Genomic DNA, 23,198 nt, shown 5'->3' on the forward strand with positions numbered 1-23,198 from the left:
GCGTCAGCGCGCTGTTACCACATCAAATCATCAGGCACTTTGAAATCAGCATAAGGATCATCTTCGTCCTGTGCTTCTTCGCTTAATGCACTGTTTAATACGATGGCACTGGCATCACGCTGCGCAATTTTATCCGCTACGCTGGCCGGGATGATAGCGTACTGGCTCTCGCCATTATTGTCAGCCGCCAGGCGGGCAATGGCGAGACGCCCATTGATCAGCTGAGTCTGCGTCAGTTTATCCACCATAATCTTTTTGATCAGGTTATTGTCGGTGAAATTGAAGCTGATGTTGCCTCTTGCCACGTCAATTTTGTTCATTTCGATCAGCTGTTTGACCTGCGCTTTGTACTCTTTAGACAGCACAGCCAGCTTCTGCTGCTCGTTCAGCTGCTTATCCCGCTCAAGCTGCGCTTTTTTGTTATCTTCCACCGCCGCTCTGGCTTCGCGTGCCTGAACCCTGGATTTCTTCGCTGTCCGCTGAACCTTGTCCATTTTTTTGCTGGATACTAATCCCGCTTTCAGCATCTGCTCTTGCAAGGTGAGTTTTGTCATTGTCGTCTCTGAACCTGTGAAATAATGTCCGGGATTATACCTGTAATCATCCGGGCTGTACCAGGTTGCCGCACCTGCCACGCCCGCGATTGCGGGCAGCCTCTCAACACTGTGCTAACATTCCCCGGTCAAAATCACCTTATTGAGCACCATGTCAGAGCTAACAAAACGTAAAAATGACCCTGAAGGGCTGAAAAAACGCATTATCGCAGGCGCACTGAAAACCTTCGCGGAGTTTGGTATGCAGGGTGCCAGGCTGGAGCAGATTGCTGAGCATGCGCAAACCACTAAACGCATGGTGGTCTATCACTTTGGCAGTAAAGAGCAGCTTTATATCCACGTGCTGGAGCAGGTTTATCAGCAGATACGTCAGCACGAAACCGGCCTGAACCTGGCGGCGATGGAGCCGGAACTGGCCATGACCCGCCTGGTGGAAGCCAGTTTTGATTACCATGTCGAGCATCCCGATTTTATCCGGCTGGTCTGCAGTGAGAACCTGTTGCGCGGGCGCTACATCACCCAGTCGCCGCAGATTAAAGCCCTTAATCGCAGCGCGCTGGATCTGCTGGATGACATTCTGGCACGCGGTCAGCAACAGGGCGTGTTCACTGCCGATGTGCAGACCATCGATGTCCATCGCCTGATCAGCAGTATCTGCGTTCATCACGTCTCAAACCGCTACACCTTCAACGCCCTTTTCAGCCCGGACAACAGCGAAGCAGAGAGTATCCGCCGCAATCGTCAGCTGGCTGTAACCGCAACGTTACGCTATATCCGCAAATAATTGCCCGCAGGCCGGGCTGCGCTTAGCCATAGTCTACGCTTACTGATACTTGTCACTAAAATGCAATAATAAGGAATGCTGTTGTGAGCAGAGATGCACGCCTCTATCCGCTTCGTCAGACCCATGTTGAACCCGATGATGATGCGCTGTGGAACTGGGCGCAGAACGCGCAAATCGGCAGCCGTCACCAGGTTCAGCGTCCCGCCAGTGAAGCGGAATTACAGAGACTTATCCGGGAGTCACACGGCCAGATTCGGGTGATTGGCAGCAAGCTGTCGCCTGGTCGTATGCTGCATGTCAGTGATGACGATGTGCTGCTCGATCTCAGCGCCCTGAGCGGCCAGCTTGCCAGTGATGAACAGAGCGTGACCTTTGGTGGCGCGACCCCGCTTGAGCAGGTCTATCGCAGCCTGACCGAAATGAACCGCATGCTGGCTTCATCGCCAGGCGTGATTGCGATTCAGACGCTGGCGGGCGCGATGGCGACCGGAACGCACGGCCAGGGATTGCAGCAGAGTTCGATTGCCGACGAAGCGCTGGCAATCAGAATGGTGCTGGCTGATGGCAGCGTGCGCGAATTTGTTCGTGGCGACGCTGACTTCCCGGCAGCGCAGGTCTCACTGGGCGCACTAGGCATTGTTACCGCGGTAACCCTGCGTACCCAGCCGTTTAGCATCTTCACCTGCCACAAAAATGCCGTCTCCGCCGATACCCTTGAAGAGGATCTGCTGCGCTGGAACAACGACTATCCGCTGAGCAAAGCCTGGTGGTTTGTCGATGACAACCTGATGCACGTCTGGAACGCCCATGAGGCGAGTGATGAAGAGCGTCAGCGCTACGAAGCGCAGGGTCGTCAGGTGGTGGAACATGACGGCGAAGTTGACGAAAGCCTCAACGACACTATCGACCAGACGCTGGCACATATGCACCGCGATACGCAGATTGAGGGCAAAGGGGGAAAACAGTTTCGCACCGTCACCCGTTTTCGTGATTTCACCGATGTTACCGGTGACATTTACCAGCTCTTCTGCCGCGGCATTGCAGTGCCGCAGATCAATGTGGAAATCGGCGTGCCGCTGGCAAAAACCCCGGCCATCATTCGCCGCATCAAGCAGTGGTATGCCGAGAACCGTCCGCATATGCACTACCCGATTATCCTGCGCTGCACCGGTGCATCATCGGCCTGGCTCAGTCCGGCCGCTGACCAGCCAACCTGCTTTTTCGGCTTCGTTGTCTATTACGCCGACGATGGTTCGCTGTCACAGGAAGGACTGCACTTCCTGACGGAAGTGGAAAAACTGCTGGCCGAAGAGGGCGGACGCCCGCACTGGGGCAAATATTACGATGAAGAACGCTACAACTGGCGTGAGATCTATCCGCAGTGGGATGCCTTCCGCGCCCTGCGCAGCCAGCTCGACCCACAGGGCCGACTGGGTAACGACTACATCACGCCACTTTTTGACTGATTGAGGAAAGTTATGTTTGCCTGGGTAACGCTGTTAACTCAACCCGATTATCTGGTGGGCGTGAAAGCGCTGCACCGTTCGCTGCAACAGAGCCAGAGCCAGTGGCCGCTGGTGGTGATGACCACGCCGGCGATTTCAGCGTCTGACTGTCAGATTTTGCAGGATGAGGGCTGTGTGATTAAACCGGTCGACCCCCTCTATCCGCGCGACGATCTGGATCAGCACTACGCTTCGGCGCAGTTCGGCGAAGTCTGGACCAAGCTGCGCGCCTGGCAGCTCACCGATTATGAGCGCGTCGTGTTTCTGGATGCCGATATGCTGGTCCTTCAAAACATGGATGAGCTGTTTACCCTGGATCTGGGCGATAAACCGCTCGCCGCCTGCCACGCCTGCCGCTGTAATCCCAACCAGATTGCCTCATATCCGGCAGAGTGGCAGCCTGAGCAGTGCCACTATACCTGGCAGGCGCGCGGTGAAAAGGCGCCAGAGAGTGTGGATTTTTACCTGAACGGCGGTTTTCTGGTGCTGAAGCCCGATAATGCGATGTTCGACGCACTGGAAAAGCGTATTGCCGCCATTGATGATCTCAGTAACTATCCCTTCTCCGAGCAGGATCTGCTGAACGAAGTGTTTGCCGATCGCTGGAAGCCGCTCTCTTACATCTACAATGCCTTGAAAACGCTGCCGTTTCAGCACAGCGGTCTCTGGCACGATGAAGAGGTGAAGAACCTGCACTATATTCTGGCAAAACCGTGGAAACGCGATCTCAGCCAGCCCGAGAGTCAGCGCGATCGCTTTTATGCGCTGGATAAATTGTGGTGGGAAAAAAGCGGTCTGATCTGATCGGCTGTGGGCGGGAAGCCAACGTTTCCCGCCCTGCCCGCTTGGGTTAATCAACACATCGGCAATACCCTCTATCCCTCTGATTCTGCCCTATACCTCAATCCAGCGGCGTTGCACTGCTGAGTGAGCAATCGCTTCCAGCACCTTCTGAACCTGCAATCCCTCTGCAAAATCGGGCCACATGCGATCGCCCGCTGCGATGCCGTTGATCAGGTCGCGAATCTCCACCGTTTTCTGATCGTTAAAGCCGATGCCGTGCCCGGCAGAAACACAGAAATTTGCGTAGTCAGGGTGCGCTGGTCCGGTCAGAATAGTTTTAAATCCCTGACGCCCGGCCGGTTCGTCATGCAGATAAAGCTCCAGCTCCGCCATGCGCTCCTGGGTGTAGCGTAGTGTGCCTTTGGTGCCGGTGACAACGTAAGTCAGTCCCATTTTTGCACCACAGGCGATGCGTGAGGTTTCAATGACGCCGTGCGCACCGTTATGGAAGCGAAGCAGCGCGCTGGCCTGATCTTCGTTTTCGACCGGTAACTGCCGCGCAGGCTCTTTCGGGTCAGGCCGTGAGGCGATCACCGTCATCATGTCGCCGCTGACCTCAGCAATGTCACCAACCAGGTAGTGCGCCATATTAACGATATGCGCCGCCAGATCGCCAAGCGCACCGAGACCTGCCAGCGCTTTCTGACAGTGCCAGTCGAGCGGCGTTTCCGGTCGGGCGAGATAATCCTCGTTATGGGTGCCGTAGAAATGCACCACGTCGCCTATCTCACCATTGGCAATGATCTCTTTCGCCAGCTGGCTGGTAGGGTTTTTCATATAGTTGAAGCCTACCAGCGTTTTAACCCCTGCCGCATCAGCTGCCGCCACCATCTCCTGCGCATCCGCCACGCTTAATGACAGCGGCTTTTCTGAATAAACGTGTTTGCCATGGCGTATCGCCTCCAGCGCCATCTCTTTATGCAGGAAGTTGGGGGCGCAGATATCCACGACATCAATCGCCGGGTCGCTGACCAGCGCGCGCCAGTCCCCCGTCGAGCGCGCGAAACCAAAGGTCGCCGCCTGACGGGCGGCCAGCTCGGGGTTCACTTCAGCCAGCATCTCCCGCACGATTTCGCCTTTCAGCGCAAATACGGTGGGAGCCTGCGCATATGCAATCGCGTGGCAGCGTCCGATATAGCCGCTGCCAATCATGCCGATTCTGACTTTGTTCATTTCAACTCCAGAGATTCAGTTCAGGGTTGAAATGGAATCTACGTTTCGTTTTTATTGCTGACAAAGCCAGAATCCACACTTTGTGATGCCCGTAAAAAACTATCCGGTTAAATCACGCGCCTGGCCGCCTGACAAGGGCTATACAGCGCCATAACACCTCATAAAAACCTCAGTTTTACACGTGCCGTTTTGCCGGATGAGTCAGCTGCACAGGCCGCTCTTTCAGTGCTTAAAACGCCATAGTGGCGACTATTTCAGCAGTCGCGCTAATTTATGAAAAAGAGCTTTGACATGGCCCGGCGTGGCCGTTACTATGCGCCCCGTTCAAACGATTCCTCTGTAGTTCAGTCGGTAGAACGGCGGACTGTTAATCCGTATGTCACTGGTTCGAGTCCAGTCAGAGGAGCCAAATTAGAAAAGCCTGCTTAGGAAACTAAGCGGGCTTTTTGCTTTTCATACTTCTGATAATATTTCTGCGTCTTACTCAGTCTGTTTCCTCTTCAAATTCCCGGTTATTTTGGTTATTGCCTGATACTTAGACATTCGGTTCTGCCCTGCCTTAAAGGTTCATTTCTGACCCCTACATCTCATACTCTTTTTAACAAATGCATTAATAGTGACTTAAAGTGTCATAAATGACCTTTCATCAGCATATTTCACAGTCTGGCTGTAAGATGGGAAGATGATGCCGGTAAATAGTTCAAAAATGACCCTTTTAGTACTATAGTCGGACCATATCGTTTCAAAAACGTACTGAAATTACAGAAAAGGTCAAAAATGAACCTTGATGAGATTAAATCTTCGCTGCTAAGCCTTTCTGAGTCAGATCGGCAAAAGGTATTGGCGGGGTTAGCTTTGAGTAGAGAAGTCACAACAGAAGCAATAAATGCGGACAAACCGGACACCCGATCGGAGCTGAGTGATCTGACGTTTCCGACACTGCCACAACTACTGGCCAATGAACTCAAACAACAAAACATCACCTATGAAGAGATGGCGATTCAGATTGGTGTATCACTCTCAACATTTAAACGACTGATTGCTAAACCATCTTCTGCAAAGGCAATAAATCTTCACGCCTTGCTTAAAGAACTGGGTATAAAAGTATGGCTCGAAAAATAGAGGTGTGGCTTTACAACACGCTGGCAGGAACGCTGAGTGAAGGGCAAAACGGTTATACTTTCTGCTACCTGCCCACTTATGCTGGTTGTGCGATATCTCTCAGCATGCCGGTAAGACCTGAGCCCTATTTAAGTGAAGAGCTACATCCCTTCTTTAAAGGTTTAGCGCCGGAAGGCTGGTTGCGAAAACGCTATTCTGAAATTCAAAAAATTGATGATAAAGATCTGTTCGGCTTACTGATGGAAAATGGTAACGATTTGCTTGGGGCAGTCGTCTTTAAAGAGATAACATCATGAATTCAGAACGCTGCCTGATCACATTAAAACGGCTTAAAGAATCTGAGCTAAAAACCGGCTACTCAACAAAAGGCATCCGGCATCTTCTGGGTAGTCTGAATGTGGCTCTTAGCCTGCCGTTTACGCGTAGTCAGTTTATTCAGGAACTCCCTGAACGTCAGAAAGGCATGAGCATTTCAGGCTATCAACCCAAACTGTCGCTTCGCCTGGAAAAGGGAGAACTGGTGGTCGTCAGCAATGATGGCACCTATATCCTTAAACCCTCTCCGGAAGAATACCCACACCTGGCAGAAAACGAGCATGCCACTATGTGCGTTATGCAGCGTCTGAAATTTGACGTACCCCCATTCGGGCTGATGCCATTCAGACACGATGAAAATCGGCCAGGAGAACTGGCGTTTGTCATTAAAAGGTATGACCGGACAGCGTCAGATAACGCGAGATTACATCAGGAACAGCTGGATGGCGCGATGGGTCTCGGCGATAAATATGGCAGGATTGATAATCATAAAGCCATCAGTTACGAGAAAGCCGCTAAGTTCCTGAATACCAGAGTGAACAGCAGCTTAAAGAGTAAACGTGACCTCTTTTTGCGCATCGTGTATGCCTATGTGCTGGGAAACAATGATTTTCATCTGCGCAATATCGGGATTATCCTGCCTCCGCAGGGTTCACCCTGGCTGGCCCCGGTTTATGACTTTATCAGCGTTGTGCCCTACCCTGCAGCGTTTGGAGAGTATTTAGCTTTGCCCCTGCTGGAACGTGAAGAAAATGATGCAGGAAACGCACCGGGAATCAATTCAGAGTACGGAGAATATCTGGGTGCAGACTTTATCCTGCTTGCCCAGGGTATGGATATTAATCCGACACTGGCACGAAAATGGCTTTCCGAGGTGGTGAGTCATCATCAGCTTATTATCGATACTTATAATGAAAGTCATATGCCTGAATCGCAGCGGGAAGCCGTACTTGCCTACGTGGCCCGAAGAATCACGTTACTGGCAGTGACCGAAATTTAAATGATGCCATTAACCTGTTGTACCTGGGTTGTAAAAAGATAGTTAAGCGGTCGAATAACCCACCTGCTCTCATAAAAAAACCCGCTAATATCAGCGGGTTTCAGGTTTTACAACGTCAACAGCAATCAGAGTTCAAACCGATCCAGATTCATCACTTTGGTCCAGGCGGCAACAAAGTCTTTGACGAATTTTTGACGGGCGTCGCTGCTGGCGTAGACTTCCGCCGAGGCGCGTAACACCGCATTGGAGCCAAACACCAGATCGGCGCGCGTGGCGGTGAAACGGGTTTCGCCAGTGACGCGATCCCGTCCAATGAATTTCTCATTGGTCGAATCGGCGGCTTTCCACTCGGTGCGCATATCCAGCAGATTCACGAAGAAGTCTGTGTTCAGCGTCCCTGTGTGGTGCGTGAAGATGCCGTGCTGGCTGCCATCAAAGTTAGCACCCAGCGCACGCATTCCGCCAACCAGCACCGTTAACTCCGGCACGGTCAGGGTCAGCTGCTGCGCTTTATCGATCAGCAGATTTTCGGTGGTGGTTTTGCCGAAGCCAGTACCGTAGTTACGGAAACCATCTGCACGCGGTTTCAGCAGACCGAACGACTCGATATCGGTCTGATCCTGACGCGCATCAACACGGCCCGGAGTAAATGGCACGTCAATTTCAACGCCAGCTGCTTTCGCCGCCTGCTCAACGCCGACCACACCCGCCAGCACAATCACATCTGCCAGTGAAGCCTTGTGCGCTTCGCGCTGCACCGCTTCCAGCATCGGCAACACGCGTGCTGCGACGGCATTGATTTCCCACTCGCGCTGCGGCAGCAACGCCAGGCGGGCACCGTTGGCACCACCGCGTTTGTCGCCGCCACGGAAGGTTGATGCCGAAGCCCAGGCAACCGAAACTAGCTCGCTGACGCTGAGGCCGGTTGCAGCGATTTTCTCTTTCAGCTGCGCGATATCCGCCACGGTTGGATGATAAACCGGTGCAGGCAGCGGATCCTGCCAGATCAGATCTTCCTGCGGGACTTCAGGTCCGATATAACGTGCTTTTGGCCCCATATCACGGTGAGTCAGCTTAAACCAGGCACGGGCAAAGGCTTCATTGAACGCCTGCGGATCGTTGTGGAAACGACGCGAAATCTTTTCAAATTCCGGGTCAAAACGCAGCGTCAGGTCGGTAACCAGCATGGTCGGTTTGTGTTTCTTCGCAGCGTCAAACGCATCCGGGATAATGTCCGGGGCATCAGCTGCCACGAACTGGATGGCACCCGCCGGGCTGCGCGTCTGAACCCACTCATATTTGAACAGGTTCTCGAAGAAGTAGTTACTCCACTGGGTTGGCGTCTGAGACCAGATTACTTCCAGACCAGAGGTAATCGCATCTGCGCCAACGCCCGTGCCGTGGCTGTTGACCCAGCCCAGGCCCTGCGCCTCAATCGGTGCAGTTTCCGGATCAACTCCGACGTGGCTGGCCGGTGCGGCACCGTGGGTTTTACCCAGCGTATGTCCACCAGCAATCAATGCCACGATCTCTTCGTCGTTCATGCCCATGTTGCCGAAAGTGGCGCGAATAGCCGGGGCCGCAGAGGCAGGATCGCCGCTGTGTTCCGGACCTTCCGGGTTCACGTAGATCAGACCCATTTCGGTAGCGCCCAGTGGCGATTGTGCCAGGGATTCCGGGTGACGGTGTTCCAGCCATGCGGCTTCTTCGCCCCAGTTCACATCCATATCCGGTTCCCAGACATCTTCACGTCCGGCACCAAAGCCGAAGGTACGGAATCCGGAGTTTTCCAGCGCGACGTTGCCCGCCAGAATGTAGAGGTCGGCCCAGGAGATTTTCTGACCATATTTCTGTTTAACCGGCCACAGTAAGCGGCGCGCTTTATCCAGACTGACGTTGTCTGGCCAGGAGTTTAGGGGTGCGAAGCGTTGCTGACCACGACCTGAACCACCGCGTCCGTCCACGGAGCGATAGGTTCCGGCGCTGTGCCAGGCCATACGAATAAACAGGCCGATGTAGCTGCCCCAGTCAGCGGGCCACCAGGCTTGTGACTCGGTGAGCAACCCTTTGATGTCAGCTTTCAGCGCTGAGTAATCTAATTTGGCAAATTCTTTACGGTAATCGAAGGATTCATCAAGCGGGTTCGAACGGGATGAGTGCTGGTTCAGCAGGTCAACCCGGAGTTGATTAGGCCACCAGTCGCGGTTAGTTGTTCCGCCGCCCGGCGCCTGATTTTCCTGAGAAGGCTTACCAGCATGAAAAGGACATTTGCCCTCGGGCGCTTCGCGATCGGCTTCGACAATAGGCTTTGCATCTTTTGCATCTTCATCAATGGAATTGCTCATGGTCACACCTCTTTTTTGTATTTTCATCGCTACTCTATAGAGGATTTTCAGGATCGCACACCTGTCTCATCCTATCTGTTTGATAGCTTTTACCTTTTTATACACCTTCTTCAAAAGCTTAAAACAATGGATTGACGGTTACTGCCAGGCTGCAGAGAGCAGCGAAGCGGCAACCGTCACCCTGAGACTATTCCGACAGCGCCGGTTTCACAACTGCCGTTTTGCTGCCCGGCAGGCGGATGCGGAACCAGATAGCGTACATTGCGGGCAGGAAAACCAGCGTGATCAGGGTGCCGCCCAGCGTGCCACCAATCAGGGTATAGGCCAGCGTTCCCCAGAACACCGAGTGGGTCAGTGGAATAAACGCCAGAATCGCCGCCATTGCCGTCAGCAGCACCGGACGGGCACGCTGCACTGTCGCTTCGACCACGGCATCAAAGGGTGCCAGACCCTCCTGTTCATTGTGGTGAATCTGCCCTATCAGAATCAGCGTGTTACGCATCAGGATGCCCGACAGGGCAATCAGCCCGACCAGTGCATTAATACCAAACGGCTGACTGAACAGCAGCAGCGTCGGCACGACGCCAATCAGCCCGAGAGGCGCAGTCAGAAATACCATGATCATCGCCGACAGAGAACGCACCTGCAGAATGATGATCAGCAGAGTGATCGCAATCATGATCGGGAACAGCGGGGCCATCGCCTGGGTCGCTTTACCGGACTCCTCTATTGAACCGGCCAGTTCAATGCGGTAGCCCGCGGGCAGCGTCGCGATGATCGGTTGCAAGGCTTTGTTCAGCGCCGTCGAGACGTCAGGCGGCTCCAGGGAATCGGCGATATCACCCCGAACGGTGATGGTCGGCGTGCGGTCGCGCCGCCGCAGCACGGGATCTTCCATTTTCACCTGCACATCACCAATCTGCAATAAGGGAATACGCTGACCCGCGGCGCCCACCAGCGTGAAGTCGGCGATTTTAGCCGGATCGAGGCGGGTTTGTCCGGCCGCACGCCCCACCACCTGGACCGCGCGGATATCTTCCCGCACGGTAGTGACAGGCACGCCCGACAGCAGAAACTGTAATTGCCGGGCGACGTCACTGGATGTCAGCCCCACTGCCTGCAGCCGGTTCTGATCCAGTGAGAAATGCAGCGTCGGCACGGGGGCGCCCCAGTCGGTGTTCACCGTCCTCATCATCGGGCTGGCCCGCAGGACCGCTTCCACCCGATCGGCAATCGCGCGCAGGCGGGCCGGATCGGGCCCCATCACCCGCCACGCCACCGGATAAGGGGAGTATGGGCCAAACACCAGCTGCGTCACACGAACCTGCGCTTCAGGCACCAGACCGCTGGCAATGGCGGCGCGCAGCTGCGTTTTCAGTGCCTCACGCGCGTCCTGACTGTCGGTCAGTACCACCAGCTTGGCAAAGGCCGGATCGGGCAGTTCCGGTGCCATCGCCAGATAAAAACGCGGTGGCCCCTGACCAATATAGGTGGTGACGATTTTTGCCTGCTGCTGCTGTTTAAGCCAGGTCTCAACCTTTTCAGCCGCTGCGCGGGTCTGTTCTATGGCGCTGCCGTAGGGGAGCTGAACTTCAACCAGCACTTCAGGCCGGTCTGAGGTCGGGAAAAACTGTTTTTTCACCAGCGCCATACCGAGCACAGCGGCGATAAACAGGGCAATCACCACGCCTGCCACCCAGCCTTTACGGGCAATCACGCGGGTCAGCAGGCGGCGAAAGCGGTTGTAGTGGCGGGTGTTGTAGATCGCTGCGTGGCCGCCTTCTACCGTTTTGATGGCTGGCAGCAGCTTTACGCCAAGATAAGGGGTGAACACCACCGCGACGATCCAGGAGGCGATCAACGCGATGCCGACTATCCAGAACATATTGCTGGTGTACTCGCCCGCCGTGGACTGCGCAAACCCATTGGGCATAAACCCGACGGCCGTAACCAGGGTGCCGGCCAGCATGGGTGCCGCCGTATGACTCCAGGCATAGGCAGAGGCCTTGATGCGGTCGTAGCCCTCTTCCATTTTCACTACCATCATCTCAATGGCGATAATGGCGTCGTCCACCAGCAGGCCCAGCGCCAGAATCAGCGAACCCAGCGTGATGCGGTCAAAGTTTTTGCCGGAAGCCTCCATCACCACAAACACCACCGCCAGGGTGAGCGGCACCGCAGCCGCGACCACTACCCCGACACGCCAGCCCATGCTGACAAAGCAGACCACCATCACCACCAGCAACGCCACGACGAACTTAACCATAAATTCATCAACCGCCGAGCGGATATTGACGGACTGATCGGTGACCTGAGTCAGTGAGAGCCCCAGCGGCATCGCCTGGTTAATGCGGGCGGTTTCAGCCGCCAGTGCCTTGCCGAGTTCCAGACCGTTCCAGCCTTCACGCATTACGATACCCAGCAGCAGCGCCGGTTCGCCCTGATTGCGCACCATAAAGGTGGCGGGATCTTCGTAACCCCGGGTCACCGTAGCCACGTCCGCCAGCTTCAGGCTTCTCCCCTGCGCCACAATCGGCGTCTCACGGATTTTTTCCAGTTTATCGAACGCGCCATCCAGCCGTATAAAGACCTGCGGCCCCTGCGTATCAATCGATCCCGCTGGCGTCAGGACATTCTGATCGTTCAGCGCAGCAAAAATTGCCTGCGGAGTGATGCCGAGTGTCGCCAGTCGATCGTGTGAAAACGACACATAGATGCGTTCACTCTGCTCACCGATGATATTGACCTTTTTCACGCCAGGCAGATGCAGCAGTCGCTGACGCAGTGATTCCGCTTCACGAACCAGCAGGCGCTGCGGCTCCCCTTTTGCCTTCAGCGCCAGCAGTGCAAAGGTCACGTCGGAGAACTCGTCGTTGATCATCGGCCCGATGACCCCGGCAGGCAGATTTCTGCTCTCATCACCCAGCTTCTTACGCGCCTGGTAAAACTCATCCTGAACCTGGGAAGGCGGCGTTTTATCCTGCAGGGATAACATAGTGAAAGCCAGACCGGGGCGCGTGTACGTCTCGCTACGGTCATACCACCTCAGCTCCTGCAGACGCTTTTCCAGCGGCTCGGCCACCTGATCCTGCATCTCCTGAGCCGTCGCACCTGGCCAGGCGGAGATAATCGTCATCTGTTTTACGGTGAACGGCGGATCTTCTGCCCGTCCCAGTTCGAAAAAGGACAAGACGCCCGCCACGGTAATCAGGATGATCAGAAACAGCGTAATGGCGCGCTCGCGCACGGCCAGCGCTGACAGATTAAAGCGTCCCTGGCTCATGGCTGGCTCCCGGCAACGGCAGCGTCATCGGGGCGCACGCGCTCCCCCTGCTGCAACAGATGCGCGCCCAGCGCCACTATCTGATCGCCAGCATTAAGCTGACCCGTGACGGTGGCCGCCTCATCACTTATCGACACCACCGTCACCGGCCGCCAGGCAACGGTAGCGGGCTGGCCGGTAATATCCCAGACGCCTGTCCCTTTACCGGCATCGTAGATCGCCGCCAGCGGAACCTGCAGCAGCGGTTGCGACGGTTTATTCGGCAGCGTGATTGTGACGGTGGCTCCCAGCGGTGCGCTGGCCAGTGCGCCCTCCAGCACATATCTCGCCTCAAAGGTGCGCGTCATCGGATCGGCCACATCAGCCAGTTGGCGCAGCCGGGCAGAAACCGGCGCACTGCCCGCACCATACAGCGTTGCCTTTGCCTCACTTCCCACTGCCGGGCGCAGGGTCTCCGGCAACTGAACACTTGCCTCGCGCTGTCCGGCTCTGGCCAGTCTGATGACAGCCTCACCGGCACTCACAACCTGACCCGGCTCCGCCAGCGTTGCCATCACCACGCCATCGTCATCAGCCAGGAGCAGCGCATATCCGCTGGCGTTACCTGCCACGCTGGCCTGCGCCTGGGCGGCTTTCAGCTCAGCCTGAGCGGTGGCCGCAGCGGCCCGAATCTGGTCGTATGCCGACGCAGAAACTGCCCCGGTTGCCACCAGAGTGCGGTAACGCGCCTGATCGGCGCTGGCCTGTCTGACGCGTGCCTGCGCGGCGGCAACGGCCTGCTGCTGAGCCTGGGCCTGCAGCCGGAGATCTGCCGGGTCGAGCCGCATCAGCGGCTGACCGCGCTTCACCCGCTGGCCGCTATCCACCAGCCGTTCGAGGATTTTTCCTGAGACCCGAAAGCCGAGGTCGCTCTGAACCCGGGCAACCACGACGCCACTAAACGCACGGCTGCCATCGGTGGCGCTGATGACCTTTGTGACCCTGACCAGCGGCGGCTGCGTGCGCGGATCGTCTTTGGGTGAATTATCCCGGCAACCCGCCAGCGCCAGTGGCAGCAGACAAACAACCAGAATGGCAGGATTGAACCTGAGCATAGATTACCTTCAACAGTAAGCAGGAGAGTGCCGCCATTCTCTTATCATGTGACCAATACTGTCAATAGTCACAAATTGCGTAAAGGCATTGTCCGTTCATACAGGTTATGAAAACACGTTAAACCAGGGAGATGCGTTGATGAAGGGTTCAGACCCACCCTGAGCAGAGGAAACATCCCATTCAACAATAAGTGACGAAATAAATCATAAGTCACAAAATCTGCATATTCCGTACACTGGAAACAGAGTGACGAAAAGGCTCTGTCAGGGCATGGAATGGCTCGTCAGAGAGAAGTTCAGAGAGGATAAAGCAGAAAAAGCGGGGAGTGATGACGCGCGTTTACAGCAGATTCACCGCAGGCGCTATGTCATCTGCGCCTGCGGTGGATCTCACAGCGCCCTGCTCTTCAGGGCGCTCTGTCACTTAACGCCAGCCGAGTTCCGGGGCGACATACTTCAGGATCGCCTCAATCACATGGGCGTTGTAGGCGACACCAAGCTGGTTTGGCACGGTGAGCAGCAGGGTGTCGGCTTCGGCAATCGCCTCATCCTGCGCAAGCTGCTTAATTAACGCCTCTGGCTCTGCGGCATAGCTGCGGCCAAAGATAGCGCGGGTTTTCTCATCGAGAAAGCCCACGGAATCCTGGTCGTTACCGCTGCGGCCAAAGTACGCGCGGTCCATATCATTCACCAGCGCAAAGATGCTGCGACTGACCGAGACGCGTGGCGCATGCTGATGCCCCGCTGCTTTCCAGGCCTCACGGTAGGCGCGGATCTGTTTAGCCTGCTGAATGTGGAACGGCTCGCCGGTTTCATCATCTTTCAGGGTTGAACTTTGCAGGTTCATGCCCATTTTTGCCGCCCATTCTGCGGTGGCGTTGGAGCCGGATCCCCACCAGATGCGGTCGCGCAGGCCTTCAGAGAGCGGCTCAGGACGCAGCAGGCCTGGTGGATTGGGGAACATGGGCTGTGGATTTGGCTTAGCAAAACCTTCGCCGCGCAGCACCTCCAGAAACTCTTCGGTGTGACGACGGCCCATATCCGCATCGCTTTCTCCCGCTTTCGGTTCAAAGCCGAAGTAACGCCAGCCATCGATTACCTGCTCAGGTGAACCGCGGCTCAGACCCAGTTGCAGACGACCATTGGAGATCAGGTCTGCCGCGCTGGCGTCTTCCACCATGTAGAGCGGGTTTTCGTAGCGCATGTCGATGACACCGGTGCCGATCTCAATCGTTTTAGTGCGCGCTGCAACGGCAGCCAGCAGCGGAAATGGCGAGCTGAGCTGACGGGCAAAATGGTGGACGCGGAAGTAAGCGCCATCTGCGCCCAGCTCTTCGGCGGCGACCGCTAAGTCGATCGATTGCAGTAACACATCCTGCGCGGTACGGGTGGCGGACTGCGACGAGGGCGTCCAGTGACCAAAGGATAAGAAGCCAATATTTTTCATCTGTATTTCTCCTGACAGGCGGTAAACGCCCGTGGATGCAAGGCGATTTCTGATAGAGAAAGGTTACGCCCCCGGAGCCGCCACTGATAGTCAATATCTTTCAGCGCCATATTCAGGAATTTCGACATAGCTAAGCAGATTATCCACTTTGCCTTAGCCCGCCCTTTCTTTCACTGTTCAGATTCCCGCTTCCGCTGTCAGGTGAATCATGCACACCGGTTATCTCTCTCTACAGCAGCGCGCCTGGCTTAAAGCGCGCGCACGCAGCTGGCTCTGGCGCAGCGAACTGCCGACCTGGCTGCTAATCGGTGTGATCTATGGCGGCTGGTTTGCGGTGATGCTGAGCGCGCAGACGCTGGGACGGCTGCCCGCCACCCTGCTGCTGATCGTTTTCACTGGCTGGTATATGTCGCTGCAGCATGAGCTGATTCACGGGCATCCCACACGCTGGCCGCGGGTGAATCAGCTATTTGGCACCCTGCCGCTGGCGGTCTGGTATCCCTACGGACTCTATCGCGATTCTCATCTGGCCCATCATCGCAATCACACCCTGACTGAGCCGGATGAGGATCCGGAAACCTACTATCTCTCCGCTGCTCGCTGGGCGAAGTTGCCGCGCTGGCAGCAGCAGCTGATTCATCTGCGTAACACTTTTTTGGGACGGTTGCTGCTCGGCCCGCTGCTGGATGTGGCGGCGACCTTCGGCGGGATGTGGCAGGCACTGTGCCGCGGCGATCGGCCCGCGATAGCGATGTGGCTGCTGCACGGGGCGCTGCTGGCACTACTGTTTTTCTGGATGGCACGGCAGGGATTTTCGCCGCTGTGGTATCTGCTGACGGTGAGTTATCCGGCGCTGGCGCTGACCAAAGTGCGATCTTTCTATGAGCATCGTGCGGCGGACGATCCGCTGGCACGGTCGGTGAATAATGAAGCGGCGTGGCCGTGGCGCATGCTATTCCTGAATCTGAACTACCATTCAGTGCATCACGACCTCCCCGGCGTCCCCTGGTATGGCCTGCGTCGCCTCTATCTGCGCGACCGCGAGCATTACTACCAGCGCAATCATGGCTTTCGCGTGGCGGGTTATCGGGTCTGGCTGCGTCAGTTCTGGGTCAGACCGGTCGGGGTCAATGTCCATCCGGGACGATCAGCGGAGAAAACGCATGAATAACCTGCTCGCCTTGCCGATGTATGCGATTCACCCGCCCGCCACACGAGCACTGATGCAGGCAGTGGTTACCCTGCTGACGCAGCACGGCATCGCTACGCAGCCGGTCTGGCCTGAGGATCTGCTGACACACTGGCAGGATAATCGATTGCTGCTGAGCCAGACCTGCGGCTATCCGCTGGTCAGCCAGCTTCCTGCGGTTCAGCTGGTCGGCACCTTTCACTATCAGGCCCCAGGCTGCAACGGCCGTGACTATCGCAGCTGGCTGGTGGCGCGGGACAAACAGGCGACGCTGGCCGATTTTAACGACCAGCGGGCCGTAGCTAACAGCCTGGACTCTCACTCCGGCTATAACGCGCTGCGGTTTGTGGCTGCGCTTCAGGGCGTGAGATTTTCGCAGCTACTGCTGAGCGGTGGGCATCGTCAGTCGCTGGCAGCACTGCGTGATTCACAGGCGGATATCGCGGCTATCGACTGCGTCAGCTGGGCGCTGCTGGCGCGCTATGAGCCGGATGCGCTGCGCGGCCTGCATATCATCGGTGAAACGCCAGCCGCGCCCGGATTGCCGTTGATCACGGCAGCCCCGACGTCAGTGGGCCGGCTGGAGAGACTCCGCTCGACGCTGCATCAGCTGGTGAACAATCCCGCCTGCCGCACCGTCTGCGACGACAATTTGATCGGCGGATTCAGCCCGGTGCAGAGAGACGATTATCAGGGCGTGCTGGCGTGGGAACAGCAGGCTGCCGCGCTGGGCGTCACCCGGCTGTAACACCCCCCTCTGTTTCGCCCTGCTGACCGGGCAGGGAAAATCTGATTTCTCTGCATCGTCACCTCCCTGCCCGCGCTTTCCCGACCTCTCATTTCATGCTCCCCGACGCGCTCTGACCGAGGCTAAGACTGGTAAGCCCGGTCACGGCGTTCTAAGGTAGAGGTTTTCAGCAGAGGGAGAGTGGGATGCGTATTCTGATGGCAGGCGCCGGCGCGACCGGTGGATATTTTGGTGCACGGCTGGCTCTGGCGGGCCAGGACGTGACTTTTCTGGTCCGTGAACGGCGTTATCAGCAGCTTCAGGCCAGCGGCCTGGTGTTGCAGACGCCACAGGGCACTGAAACGCTAAAGCCGCAGCTGGCTCAGGCGAGCAGCCTGACGGGCCACTATGATCTGATTATCGTGACGGTGAAGAGCTTTGCCCTTGATCAGGTGATGGAGGATATTGCACTTGCAGTGGGTCCGGAAACGCTGATCATGCCGATTCTGAACGGATTGCGGCACATCGCGACGCTGCAACAGCGTTTCGGCGAAGATAAGGTGATTGGCGGCCTGTGCAAAATCAACGCGACGCTGGGTGACAATGGCGAAGTAATTCAGATGACGCCGCTGCATCAGCTCTATTATGGCGCGCTGGGCGGTAACAACGATGCGCGACTGCAGCGGGTTGATACGGCGCTGCGTGACTGTCAGGTCGATACCCGATTCAGCGATAACATCATGGATGAGCTGTGGGAGAAGTGGCTGCTGCTGAGCACGCTCGGCGCGGTTTGCTGCCTGGCGCGCGGAAATACCCAACAGATACTCACCTCGCGCGGCGGCGAAGCGCTGTTACAGGGTGTTTTCTCGGAGATTCTGTCAGTCATTACTGCCGAAGGCTATCAGACGCGTCCGGCGGCCACTGCCCGCATTCTTGAGCTGTTAAGCGATCCGGCCACCCCGATGACCTCCTCAATGTACCGCGATTTAACCCAGGGCTTTGATATCGAAGCCGATCAGGTGATAGGTGACCTGCTGCTGCGGGCGAAACGCCATAGTCTCGCCACACCCCTGCTTAACGCGGTGGATGTGAACCTTCAGGTCTATCTGCAGCAGCGTTAATGGCCCTGCCAGATACCGTGACCGGGTGCTGCAACGGACCCGGTTTTTGTGGTCGTGAAAGTGTGGTGTGCAGCAGCAGTGCAGCAGGAAAATTTGCTACACTCGTCGCTTCATCTTTTGGAGAGTTCAATGACTTCCCGCTCCGTGACCCTCGATGATGTCGCTCAACTGGCCGGCGTCTCATATCAAACCGTTTCACGTGTTTTAAATCGTTCTGAACAGGTGTCAGCCCGCACGCGGGAAAGGGTTGAGGCGGCGATGCTGCAGCTCAATTATGTGCCCAATCGTGTGGCGCAGCAGCTGGCCGGTAAGGCGACGCGTACGCTGGGTCTGGCCACCAGCGACCTGGCCCTGATGGCTCCTGCGCAGATCGCCTCGGCGATCCAGCAGCGCGCCGCCGGGGCGGGTTATCATCTGGTGATCGCCATGGACAGTGGTAACGATGCGGCAGCAACGGTGAATGAACTGCTGGCACAGCGGGTCGATGGACTGCTGATCAACCTGCCGCTGGAGGCAGATGAGGCGCAACAGATCCAGTTGCTCTGCGGCAGCAAACCGGTGCTGTTTCTGGATGTCGAACCCCAGGCGGCGGTAGCGCAGTGTCAGTACCCGAATGAGTCTGGCGCACGTGCCGCCGTTGAACATCTGGTGGCGCTGGGTCATCGTCAGATTGGTTTGTTAAACGGGCCGCTTCGCTCGGTCTCGGCCCGTCAGCGTGAAAATGCATGGCGTAAGACGCTGGCCGATCATCAGCTGACACCGCACTGTTCTTTACGCGGCGACTGGAGCGCGCAGTCGGGTTACCAGGCGCTGCTGGCGCAGCTTCCCGACGATCTGCCGCAGGCGCTGCTGGTGGCGAACGATCAGATGGCGTTGGGTGCGATGCGGGCGCTGCATCAGTATGGCGTAGCCATTCCTGGCGAGATATCGGTGATTGGATATGATGACACCGCCGAGAGTGCGTGGTATCAGCCGCCGCTGACCACGGTGCGGCAGGATTTGCACTCTCTTGGCGCGCAGAGCGTCGAGCGGATGCTGGCCCGGCTTCAGGGAGCAGAGGCGTCAGACAACGCGCTGGAAACCACCCTGGTGATCCGGGAGACCACCGCCCCGCCTGCTGATGAGCGGGTCAATTTAGTGGCGCTGTCACAGCAGTTACAGGTGATCGCCCGCAGGCTGGCGGGAAAATAACCCTGCGCTGACGCAGGCAATAAAAAACCCGCCCCACCGAAGTGGATGCGGGTTGGCATAAGACGTCTGGCGCTTGCGCGCTGCTGTCTGCCCTTACGCTTTCGGGTGTTCGCCCACGCCCATCGCTTTGATCTTTTTCGACAGCTCGCGACGCTCTTTAGACAGGTCGGCGTTTTTGATGATGTACTCATCCACGCGATCTTCATAATCCACACGCATGCTGGCGATGATTTCCTGAATAGCCTCAACGCTCATGCCGGGTTTGATATATTCGCTCAGGTTGTCGAGCAGCAGTACGCGCTTCTGGTTGTCGCGAATTTTCTTCTCGTTGTCGACAATTTCACGCTGCAGTTTGTTTTTGCGGCGGAACATACGCACGAACTCCAGTACGTCCTGAAATGATTGCTTGGCATTTTCCATGATGGCACCTTTCTTTGAGCCTGCTGACGCAGGGAGAGAGTCAAAACGATCAGCTTAGCGGCTAGCCCGCCAGGTAAGCAATTTTCACAGCTAAATTCAGACTGGCTCTTATCTTAGCGCAAAGAAACCCTGTTTCACATTAAGTCATTGTCTGAGGTGATTATTTGCGCAGCGCCATCCGCATCAGGTCGGTCATCCGTTCCAGCTGTTTCGCCAGTTCCAGTGTCAGCCAGACGTAGCCGTAGATCGGCGTCTCCTCCAGACCTTCGCTGCCCGCTTCCGCGATCAGTCGCCGCAGTTCGCCACTGATTTCGGTCAGCTCGTGACTGTTAGCCACCACCTCTTCCGTTTCCCCTTCAATCGCCATGACCGACAGCGCCCGCAGCGTGTTCTCAGTCATCTGCTGGGTGCGGCGCAATGCAGGCGCGTTAAGCATAATCAGATGGCTCTCGCGCGATGCCCACCAGGCATTAATCTGCATCTCAATGGTGTAAACCATATTACGGTTGATGGTCTGGATCGCTTCAAGCACCGATTTTGGGATGCGCGTCTCTTTGCTTGACGGCTCCAGCAGCGCCCGCATTTTGATCACGCTGCTCAGCAATTTGCCCAGCGGCTTGTTCAGGCGTGGCTTTTCAACCAGGTTGGGTGAGAAACCGGCGTGATAGATTTTTGCCATTTCCGCCAGCGCGTCGGAGAGTTGAATGCGCCAGTGTGTATAGGCACGCTGCGCCCAGATAGCGGTAAACAGCAGCGCCATCAGCGATCCCAGAATCACATCACCGCCGCGCCACAGTGCCATCGTGAAATCGCCGGTTGGTGCGCCCACGACCACGCTCAGTGTAATCCCGATCAACAACGCCATGTAGGGATGTTTGCCCAGCGTCAGGTAGCCACTGATCATCATGATGATGCCGCACCAGGCCAGCATCATCGGCATCGAGATCAGCTCCAGCTTCAGGGCGATCAGACCGGATATTGACCCGGCGACCGTGCCGCTGATGCGCTGCAGTGCACGTGGAAAGACATTTCCCCAGGTGGAGATGGGCCCCATCACCACCACCAGCGTAATCAGCGGCCAGGTGCCTTCAGGGATATCGGTCGCCCGCACAAAGATAAAGCAGAGCAAAAAGGCGATGGCAATACGCACACCGTGGACGGAGCGATAATGGCGATAAAACCAGAACTCCAGTTTTGATATGGGCTTATCGGGACGCAAAATGACTTTCCGGTTGCGGGAACATGGTGTGGCTATCTTAACGCTGAACGCGGCTCAGGCTTAGCGCGGGCCGGATATTTAAAACAGTTTTGACGTTCGCTTACAATTATCAACATCCGCCTCACATAATTTCCCGGAAGTTAAAAACAACTTAATGCGATTTTTTAACCTTTATCGGCTCTCAGTAACACGCTCAGAGCAGCCAGCGTGCAAGTAAAAACGGGCAGCCCGCAGGCTACCCGTTTTAGTGCTGACAATCGGCTAATCAGAACTTCTGCTTGAGATAATCCGTCAGGCGGGTAATCACACCTGCAGGTTCAACCGCACTCAGCGCCACCAGCGGATAGTGGGCAATCTGCTGATCTTTATCCATCACCTGAATCTCACCAATGACTTCGTTGGCTTTCAGCGGGGCTTCCAGATCTTTGCGATCGATGACGTACTTCGCCTTCACGTTCTGCACTTCACTGCGCGGCAGTGACAGATAAACATCTTCTGCGGTACCCACATCCACCTGATGAGGATTGCCATACCAGACGTTTTCGCTGCCAATTTTCTTACCGGCATGGAACAGCTGAACGGTATCAAAGGTGTTCTGGCCCCAGACCAGCAGTTTACGCGCCTGCTCTTCGCGGCCTTTCGGGCTTTTACCGCCCATGACGACGGCGATCAGGCGATGCTTGCCCACCACATTCGAGGCGATGATGTTAAAGCCCGCGGTCTCAGTGTGACCGGTTTTCAGCCCATCAACGTGGAGATTATTATCCCACAGCAGGCCATTACGGTTGTTCTGGGTAATGCCGTTCCAGGTCAGGGTCTTCTCACTGTACATGGCATAAAAATCAGGCTCACCATCAATAATGGCGCGTGACAGTTTCGCCATATCCAGCGCGCTGGAGAACTGACCCGGCGCATCCAGACCATGAACCGTTTCAAAATGGGTATTCTGCAGGCCGAGCTTCTCAACGTAGTGATTCATCATGCCGACGAAGTTCGCTTCACTGCCCGCCACATAATCAGCCAGGGCAACGCAGGCGTCGTTACCGGAGTCGATGATGACGCCACGGCTTAAATCCCGGACGCTCAGCTTATCGCCTGGCTTCAGGAACATCAGCGAGGAGCCTTTGAACACCGGATTACCCGCCGCCCAGGCATCTTTTCCGACCGTGACCATGTCGTCACGGCTGATTTTCTTCTGGTCAATGGCGCGATCAACCACGTAACCGGTCATCAGTTTGGTCAGGCTGGCGGGATTACGGCGTTCATCGGGATTGCCAGCGGTCAGAACCTGTCCTGTGGTGGCATCCATCAGCACCCAGGAAGCCGCATCAATCGCCGGAGGCGTCACAGGAAAGGGAATCGCATCAGCCTGTGCCAGCGAGGCCCAAAAAACAGTAGCGGTAACGGTGAACAGCAGACGCCTTTTCAACACTTCATCCTTAATTGCACGGGAGAGAAAATTTCTAAAACGAAACGGAAACAGCCGCACGTTTTACGGCAAAAGCGTTGTGAAGGTTTGAATAAATTGAAAAAAAGTATGAACTGCGACGGGTATGGCTGATGCCTGCAGGGGGGAGGTAACGCCTAATTGATGCAGGAATTGAGACTGAATATTTCAATATCATCCTGAAAAACGTTAAGGTCACCACGGTATCGCCCTGCCTTTCACCCAGCGGCATGATCAGCACGCATCTGGAAACACCGGAATTACGGTATGCAGCAATAACCTGGAAATATGCCGAAGGGAATATTATCTATCGTGGCACATGGAATGAGCGAGCTACAGCCTGAGAGGTAAAAAGTCCGCTTTACTCCTTGCCCCTGACCGCTCAGTCAGATACTACGCCCCCCGCTACCATCCGAAAC

General features: G+C 56.1%; 19 protein-coding genes, 1 tRNA gene and 1 pseudogene. 12 read left to right on the top strand and 9 right to left on the bottom strand.

The window, feature by feature from the left end:
- Positions 1 to 14 precede the first annotated feature (14 nt).
- Positions 15 to 554, bottom strand: a complete 540-nt coding sequence (locus HFD87_RS10965; RefSeq protein ID WP_010247968.1) for a DUF2058 domain-containing protein — start codon at positions 552 to 554, stop codon at positions 15 to 17.
- 151 nt (positions 555 to 705) lie between these two features.
- Here HFD87_RS10965 and HFD87_RS10970 point away from each other — a divergent pair, with 151 nt between their 5' ends.
- The 3 genes from HFD87_RS10970 (at position 706) to HFD87_RS10980 (ending at position 3,647) form a co-directional block, all read left to right on the top strand.
- The gene (locus tag HFD87_RS10970; RefSeq protein ID WP_010247970.1) at positions 706 to 1,338 is read left to right on the top strand and encodes a TetR family transcriptional regulator; all 633 of its coding nucleotides are present in this window, start codon (positions 706 to 708) and stop codon (positions 1,336 to 1,338) included.
- A gap of 83 nt (positions 1,339 to 1,421) precedes the next feature.
- On the top strand, positions 1,422 to 2,804 hold the full coding sequence (locus HFD87_RS10975; protein ID WP_167423414.1) for a D-arabinono-1,4-lactone oxidase: 1,383 nt from the start codon (positions 1,422 to 1,424) through the stop codon (positions 2,802 to 2,804).
- Positions 2,805 to 2,816: 12 nt separating this feature from the next.
- On the top strand, positions 2,817 to 3,647 hold the full coding sequence (locus HFD87_RS10980; RefSeq protein WP_167423415.1) for a glycosyltransferase family 8 protein: 831 nt from the start codon (positions 2,817 to 2,819) through the stop codon (positions 3,645 to 3,647).
- Between the two features lie 90 nt (positions 3,648 to 3,737).
- Here HFD87_RS10980 and HFD87_RS10985 read toward each other — a convergent pair whose 3' ends face one another.
- The gene (locus tag HFD87_RS10985) at positions 3,738 to 4,859 is read right to left on the bottom strand and encodes a Gfo/Idh/MocA family protein (protein WP_010247976.1); all 1,122 of its coding nucleotides are present in this window, start codon (positions 4,857 to 4,859) and stop codon (positions 3,738 to 3,740) included.
- Positions 4,860 to 5,192: 333 nt separating this feature from the next.
- Between HFD87_RS10985 and HFD87_RS10990 the strand changes: the two genes are divergently transcribed.
- The 4 genes from HFD87_RS10990 to HFD87_RS11005 all read left to right on the top strand — a co-directional run bounded on the left by HFD87_RS10990 (position 5,193) and on the right by HFD87_RS11005 (position 7,296).
- Positions 5,193 to 5,268: transfer RNA gene (locus HFD87_RS10990), tRNA-Asn, on the top strand.
- Between the two features lie 368 nt (positions 5,269 to 5,636).
- Positions 5,637 to 5,981 (top strand): helix-turn-helix transcriptional regulator, encoded by a 345-nt coding sequence (locus tag HFD87_RS10995; RefSeq protein ID WP_010247978.1) that lies wholly within the window; start codon positions 5,637 to 5,639, stop codon positions 5,979 to 5,981.
- Positions 5,966 to 6,277 carry a HipA N-terminal domain-containing protein gene (locus tag HFD87_RS11000; RefSeq protein WP_010670935.1) on the top strand — a complete coding sequence of 104 codons (312 nt, stop codon included), beginning with the start codon at positions 5,966 to 5,968 and terminating at the stop codon, positions 6,275 to 6,277. Before HFD87_RS10995 ends, HFD87_RS11000 begins: the two co-directional genes overlap by 16 nt.
- Positions 6,274 to 7,296: a type II toxin-antitoxin system HipA family toxin gene (locus tag HFD87_RS11005; protein ID WP_167423416.1), complete on the top strand. Its 1,023-nt coding sequence runs from the start codon at positions 6,274 to 6,276 to the stop codon at positions 7,294 to 7,296. Before HFD87_RS11000 ends, HFD87_RS11005 begins: the two co-directional genes overlap by 4 nt.
- A gap of 125 nt (positions 7,297 to 7,421) precedes the next feature.
- On the opposite strand, the gene katG is transcribed toward HFD87_RS11005, so the two are convergent.
- The 4 genes from katG to HFD87_RS11025 all read right to left on the bottom strand — a co-directional run bounded on the left by katG (position 7,422) and on the right by HFD87_RS11025 (position 15,465).
- Positions 7,422 to 9,641: a catalase/peroxidase HPI gene (gene katG / locus HFD87_RS11010; protein ID WP_243207477.1), complete on the bottom strand. Its 2,220-nt coding sequence runs from the start codon at positions 9,639 to 9,641 to the stop codon at positions 7,422 to 7,424.
- Between the two features lie 187 nt (positions 9,642 to 9,828).
- Complete coding sequence (locus tag HFD87_RS11015) at positions 9,829 to 12,924, bottom strand: efflux RND transporter permease subunit (protein ID WP_167423417.1); 3,096 nt, start codon at positions 12,922 to 12,924, stop codon at positions 9,829 to 9,831.
- A complete protein-coding gene (locus HFD87_RS11020) occupies positions 12,921 to 14,018 on the bottom strand; it encodes an efflux RND transporter periplasmic adaptor subunit (RefSeq protein ID WP_167423418.1) in 1,098 nt (365 codons plus the stop codon). The genes HFD87_RS11015 and HFD87_RS11020 overlap by 4 nt, the downstream gene beginning before the upstream one ends.
- Positions 14,019 to 14,442: 424 nt before the next feature.
- The gene (locus HFD87_RS11025; RefSeq protein WP_010247994.1) at positions 14,443 to 15,465 is read right to left on the bottom strand and encodes an LLM class flavin-dependent oxidoreductase; all 1,023 of its coding nucleotides are present in this window, start codon (positions 15,463 to 15,465) and stop codon (positions 14,443 to 14,445) included.
- A 208-nt stretch (positions 15,466 to 15,673) separates the two neighbouring features.
- Between HFD87_RS11025 and HFD87_RS11030 the strand changes: the two genes are divergently transcribed.
- The 4 genes from HFD87_RS11030 (at position 15,674) to HFD87_RS11045 (ending at position 19,693) form a co-directional block, all read left to right on the top strand.
- Positions 15,674 to 16,636: a fatty acid desaturase gene (locus tag HFD87_RS11030; protein WP_167423419.1), complete on the top strand. Its 963-nt coding sequence runs from the start codon at positions 15,674 to 15,676 to the stop codon at positions 16,634 to 16,636.
- Complete coding sequence (locus HFD87_RS11035; RefSeq protein ID WP_167423420.1) at positions 16,629 to 17,402, top strand: phosphate/phosphite/phosphonate ABC transporter substrate-binding protein; 774 nt, start codon at positions 16,629 to 16,631, stop codon at positions 17,400 to 17,402. The genes HFD87_RS11030 and HFD87_RS11035 overlap by 8 nt, the downstream gene beginning before the upstream one ends.
- Positions 17,403 to 17,587: 185 nt before the next feature.
- Positions 17,588 to 18,502 (top strand): ketopantoate reductase family protein, encoded by a 915-nt coding sequence (locus HFD87_RS11040; protein WP_167423421.1) that lies wholly within the window; start codon positions 17,588 to 17,590, stop codon positions 18,500 to 18,502.
- Positions 18,503 to 18,631: 129 nt separating this feature from the next.
- Entirely contained in the window at positions 18,632 to 19,693 is a 1,062-nt protein-coding gene (locus HFD87_RS11045; RefSeq protein WP_167423422.1) for a LacI family DNA-binding transcriptional regulator, read from the top strand.
- A 93-nt stretch (positions 19,694 to 19,786) separates the two neighbouring features.
- Here the strand turns inward: HFD87_RS11045 and tmaR are convergent, their stop codons facing one another.
- The 3 genes from tmaR to dacD form a co-directional block, all read right to left on the bottom strand.
- Positions 19,787 to 20,113 (bottom strand): PTS system regulator TmaR, encoded by a 327-nt coding sequence (gene tmaR / locus HFD87_RS11050; protein WP_004571340.1) that lies wholly within the window; start codon positions 20,111 to 20,113, stop codon positions 19,787 to 19,789.
- A gap of 160 nt (positions 20,114 to 20,273) precedes the next feature.
- Positions 20,274 to 21,332 carry an FUSC family protein gene (locus HFD87_RS11055; protein ID WP_010670945.1) on the bottom strand — a complete coding sequence of 353 codons (1,059 nt, stop codon included), beginning with the start codon at positions 21,330 to 21,332 and terminating at the stop codon, positions 20,274 to 20,276.
- Positions 21,333 to 21,597: 265 nt separating this feature from the next.
- On the bottom strand, positions 21,598 to 22,761 hold the full coding sequence (gene dacD, locus HFD87_RS11060) for a serine-type D-Ala-D-Ala carboxypeptidase DacD (RefSeq protein WP_010670946.1): 1,164 nt from the start codon (positions 22,759 to 22,761) through the stop codon (positions 21,598 to 21,600).
- A 152-nt stretch (positions 22,762 to 22,913) separates the two neighbouring features.
- On the opposite strand from dacD, the pseudogene HFD87_RS11065 reads away from it, so the two are divergent.
- Positions 22,914 to 23,123 (top strand): annotated as a pseudogene (locus HFD87_RS11065) (type VI secretion system tube protein Hcp); the annotation flags it as partial.
- Between the last annotated feature and the right edge of the window lie 75 nt (positions 23,124 to 23,198).

This window comes from Pantoea sp. EKM21T (assembly GCF_011800405.1).
Classification (GTDB): domain Bacteria; phylum Pseudomonadota; class Gammaproteobacteria; order Enterobacterales; family Enterobacteriaceae; genus Pantoea; species Pantoea agglomerans.

Excerpts from the sequence above, each read along its gene's own strand:
- HFD87_RS10965 (WP_010247968.1), bottom strand. The coding sequence starts at position 554 with ATGACAAAACTCACCTTGCAAGAGCAGATGCTGAAAGCGGGATTAGTA.
- HFD87_RS10970 (WP_010247970.1), top strand. The coding sequence starts at position 706 with ATGTCAGAGCTAACAAAACGTAAAAATGACCCTGAAGGGCTGAAAAAA.
- HFD87_RS10980 (WP_167423415.1), top strand. The coding sequence starts at position 2,817 with ATGTTTGCCTGGGTAACGCTGTTAACTCAACCCGATTATCTGGTGGGC.
- HFD87_RS10985 (WP_010247976.1), bottom strand. The coding sequence starts at position 4,859 with ATGAACAAAGTCAGAATCGGCATGATTGGCAGCGGCTATATCGGACGC.
- HFD87_RS10995 (WP_010247978.1), top strand. The coding sequence starts at position 5,637 with ATGAACCTTGATGAGATTAAATCTTCGCTGCTAAGCCTTTCTGAGTCA.
- HFD87_RS11000 (WP_010670935.1), top strand. The coding sequence starts at position 5,966 with ATGGCTCGAAAAATAGAGGTGTGGCTTTACAACACGCTGGCAGGAACG.
- HFD87_RS11005 (WP_167423416.1), top strand. The coding sequence starts at position 6,274 with ATGAATTCAGAACGCTGCCTGATCACATTAAAACGGCTTAAAGAATCT.
- katG (WP_243207477.1), bottom strand. The coding sequence starts at position 9,641 with ATGAGCAATTCCATTGATGAAGATGCAAAAGATGCAAAGCCTATTGTC.
- HFD87_RS11015 (WP_167423417.1), bottom strand. The coding sequence starts at position 12,924 with ATGAGCCAGGGACGCTTTAATCTGTCAGCGCTGGCCGTGCGCGAGCGC.
- HFD87_RS11020 (WP_167423418.1), bottom strand. The coding sequence starts at position 14,018 with ATGCTCAGGTTCAATCCTGCCATTCTGGTTGTTTGTCTGCTGCCACTG.
- HFD87_RS11025 (WP_010247994.1), bottom strand. The coding sequence starts at position 15,465 with ATGAAAAATATTGGCTTCTTATCCTTTGGTCACTGGACGCCCTCGTCG.
- HFD87_RS11030 (WP_167423419.1), top strand. The coding sequence starts at position 15,674 with ATGCACACCGGTTATCTCTCTCTACAGCAGCGCGCCTGGCTTAAAGCG.
- HFD87_RS11035 (WP_167423420.1), top strand. The coding sequence starts at position 16,629 with ATGAATAACCTGCTCGCCTTGCCGATGTATGCGATTCACCCGCCCGCC.
- HFD87_RS11040 (WP_167423421.1), top strand. The coding sequence starts at position 17,588 with ATGCGTATTCTGATGGCAGGCGCCGGCGCGACCGGTGGATATTTTGGT.
- HFD87_RS11045 (WP_167423422.1), top strand. The coding sequence starts at position 18,632 with ATGACTTCCCGCTCCGTGACCCTCGATGATGTCGCTCAACTGGCCGGC.
- tmaR (WP_004571340.1), bottom strand. The coding sequence starts at position 20,113 with ATGGAAAATGCCAAGCAATCATTTCAGGACGTACTGGAGTTCGTGCGT.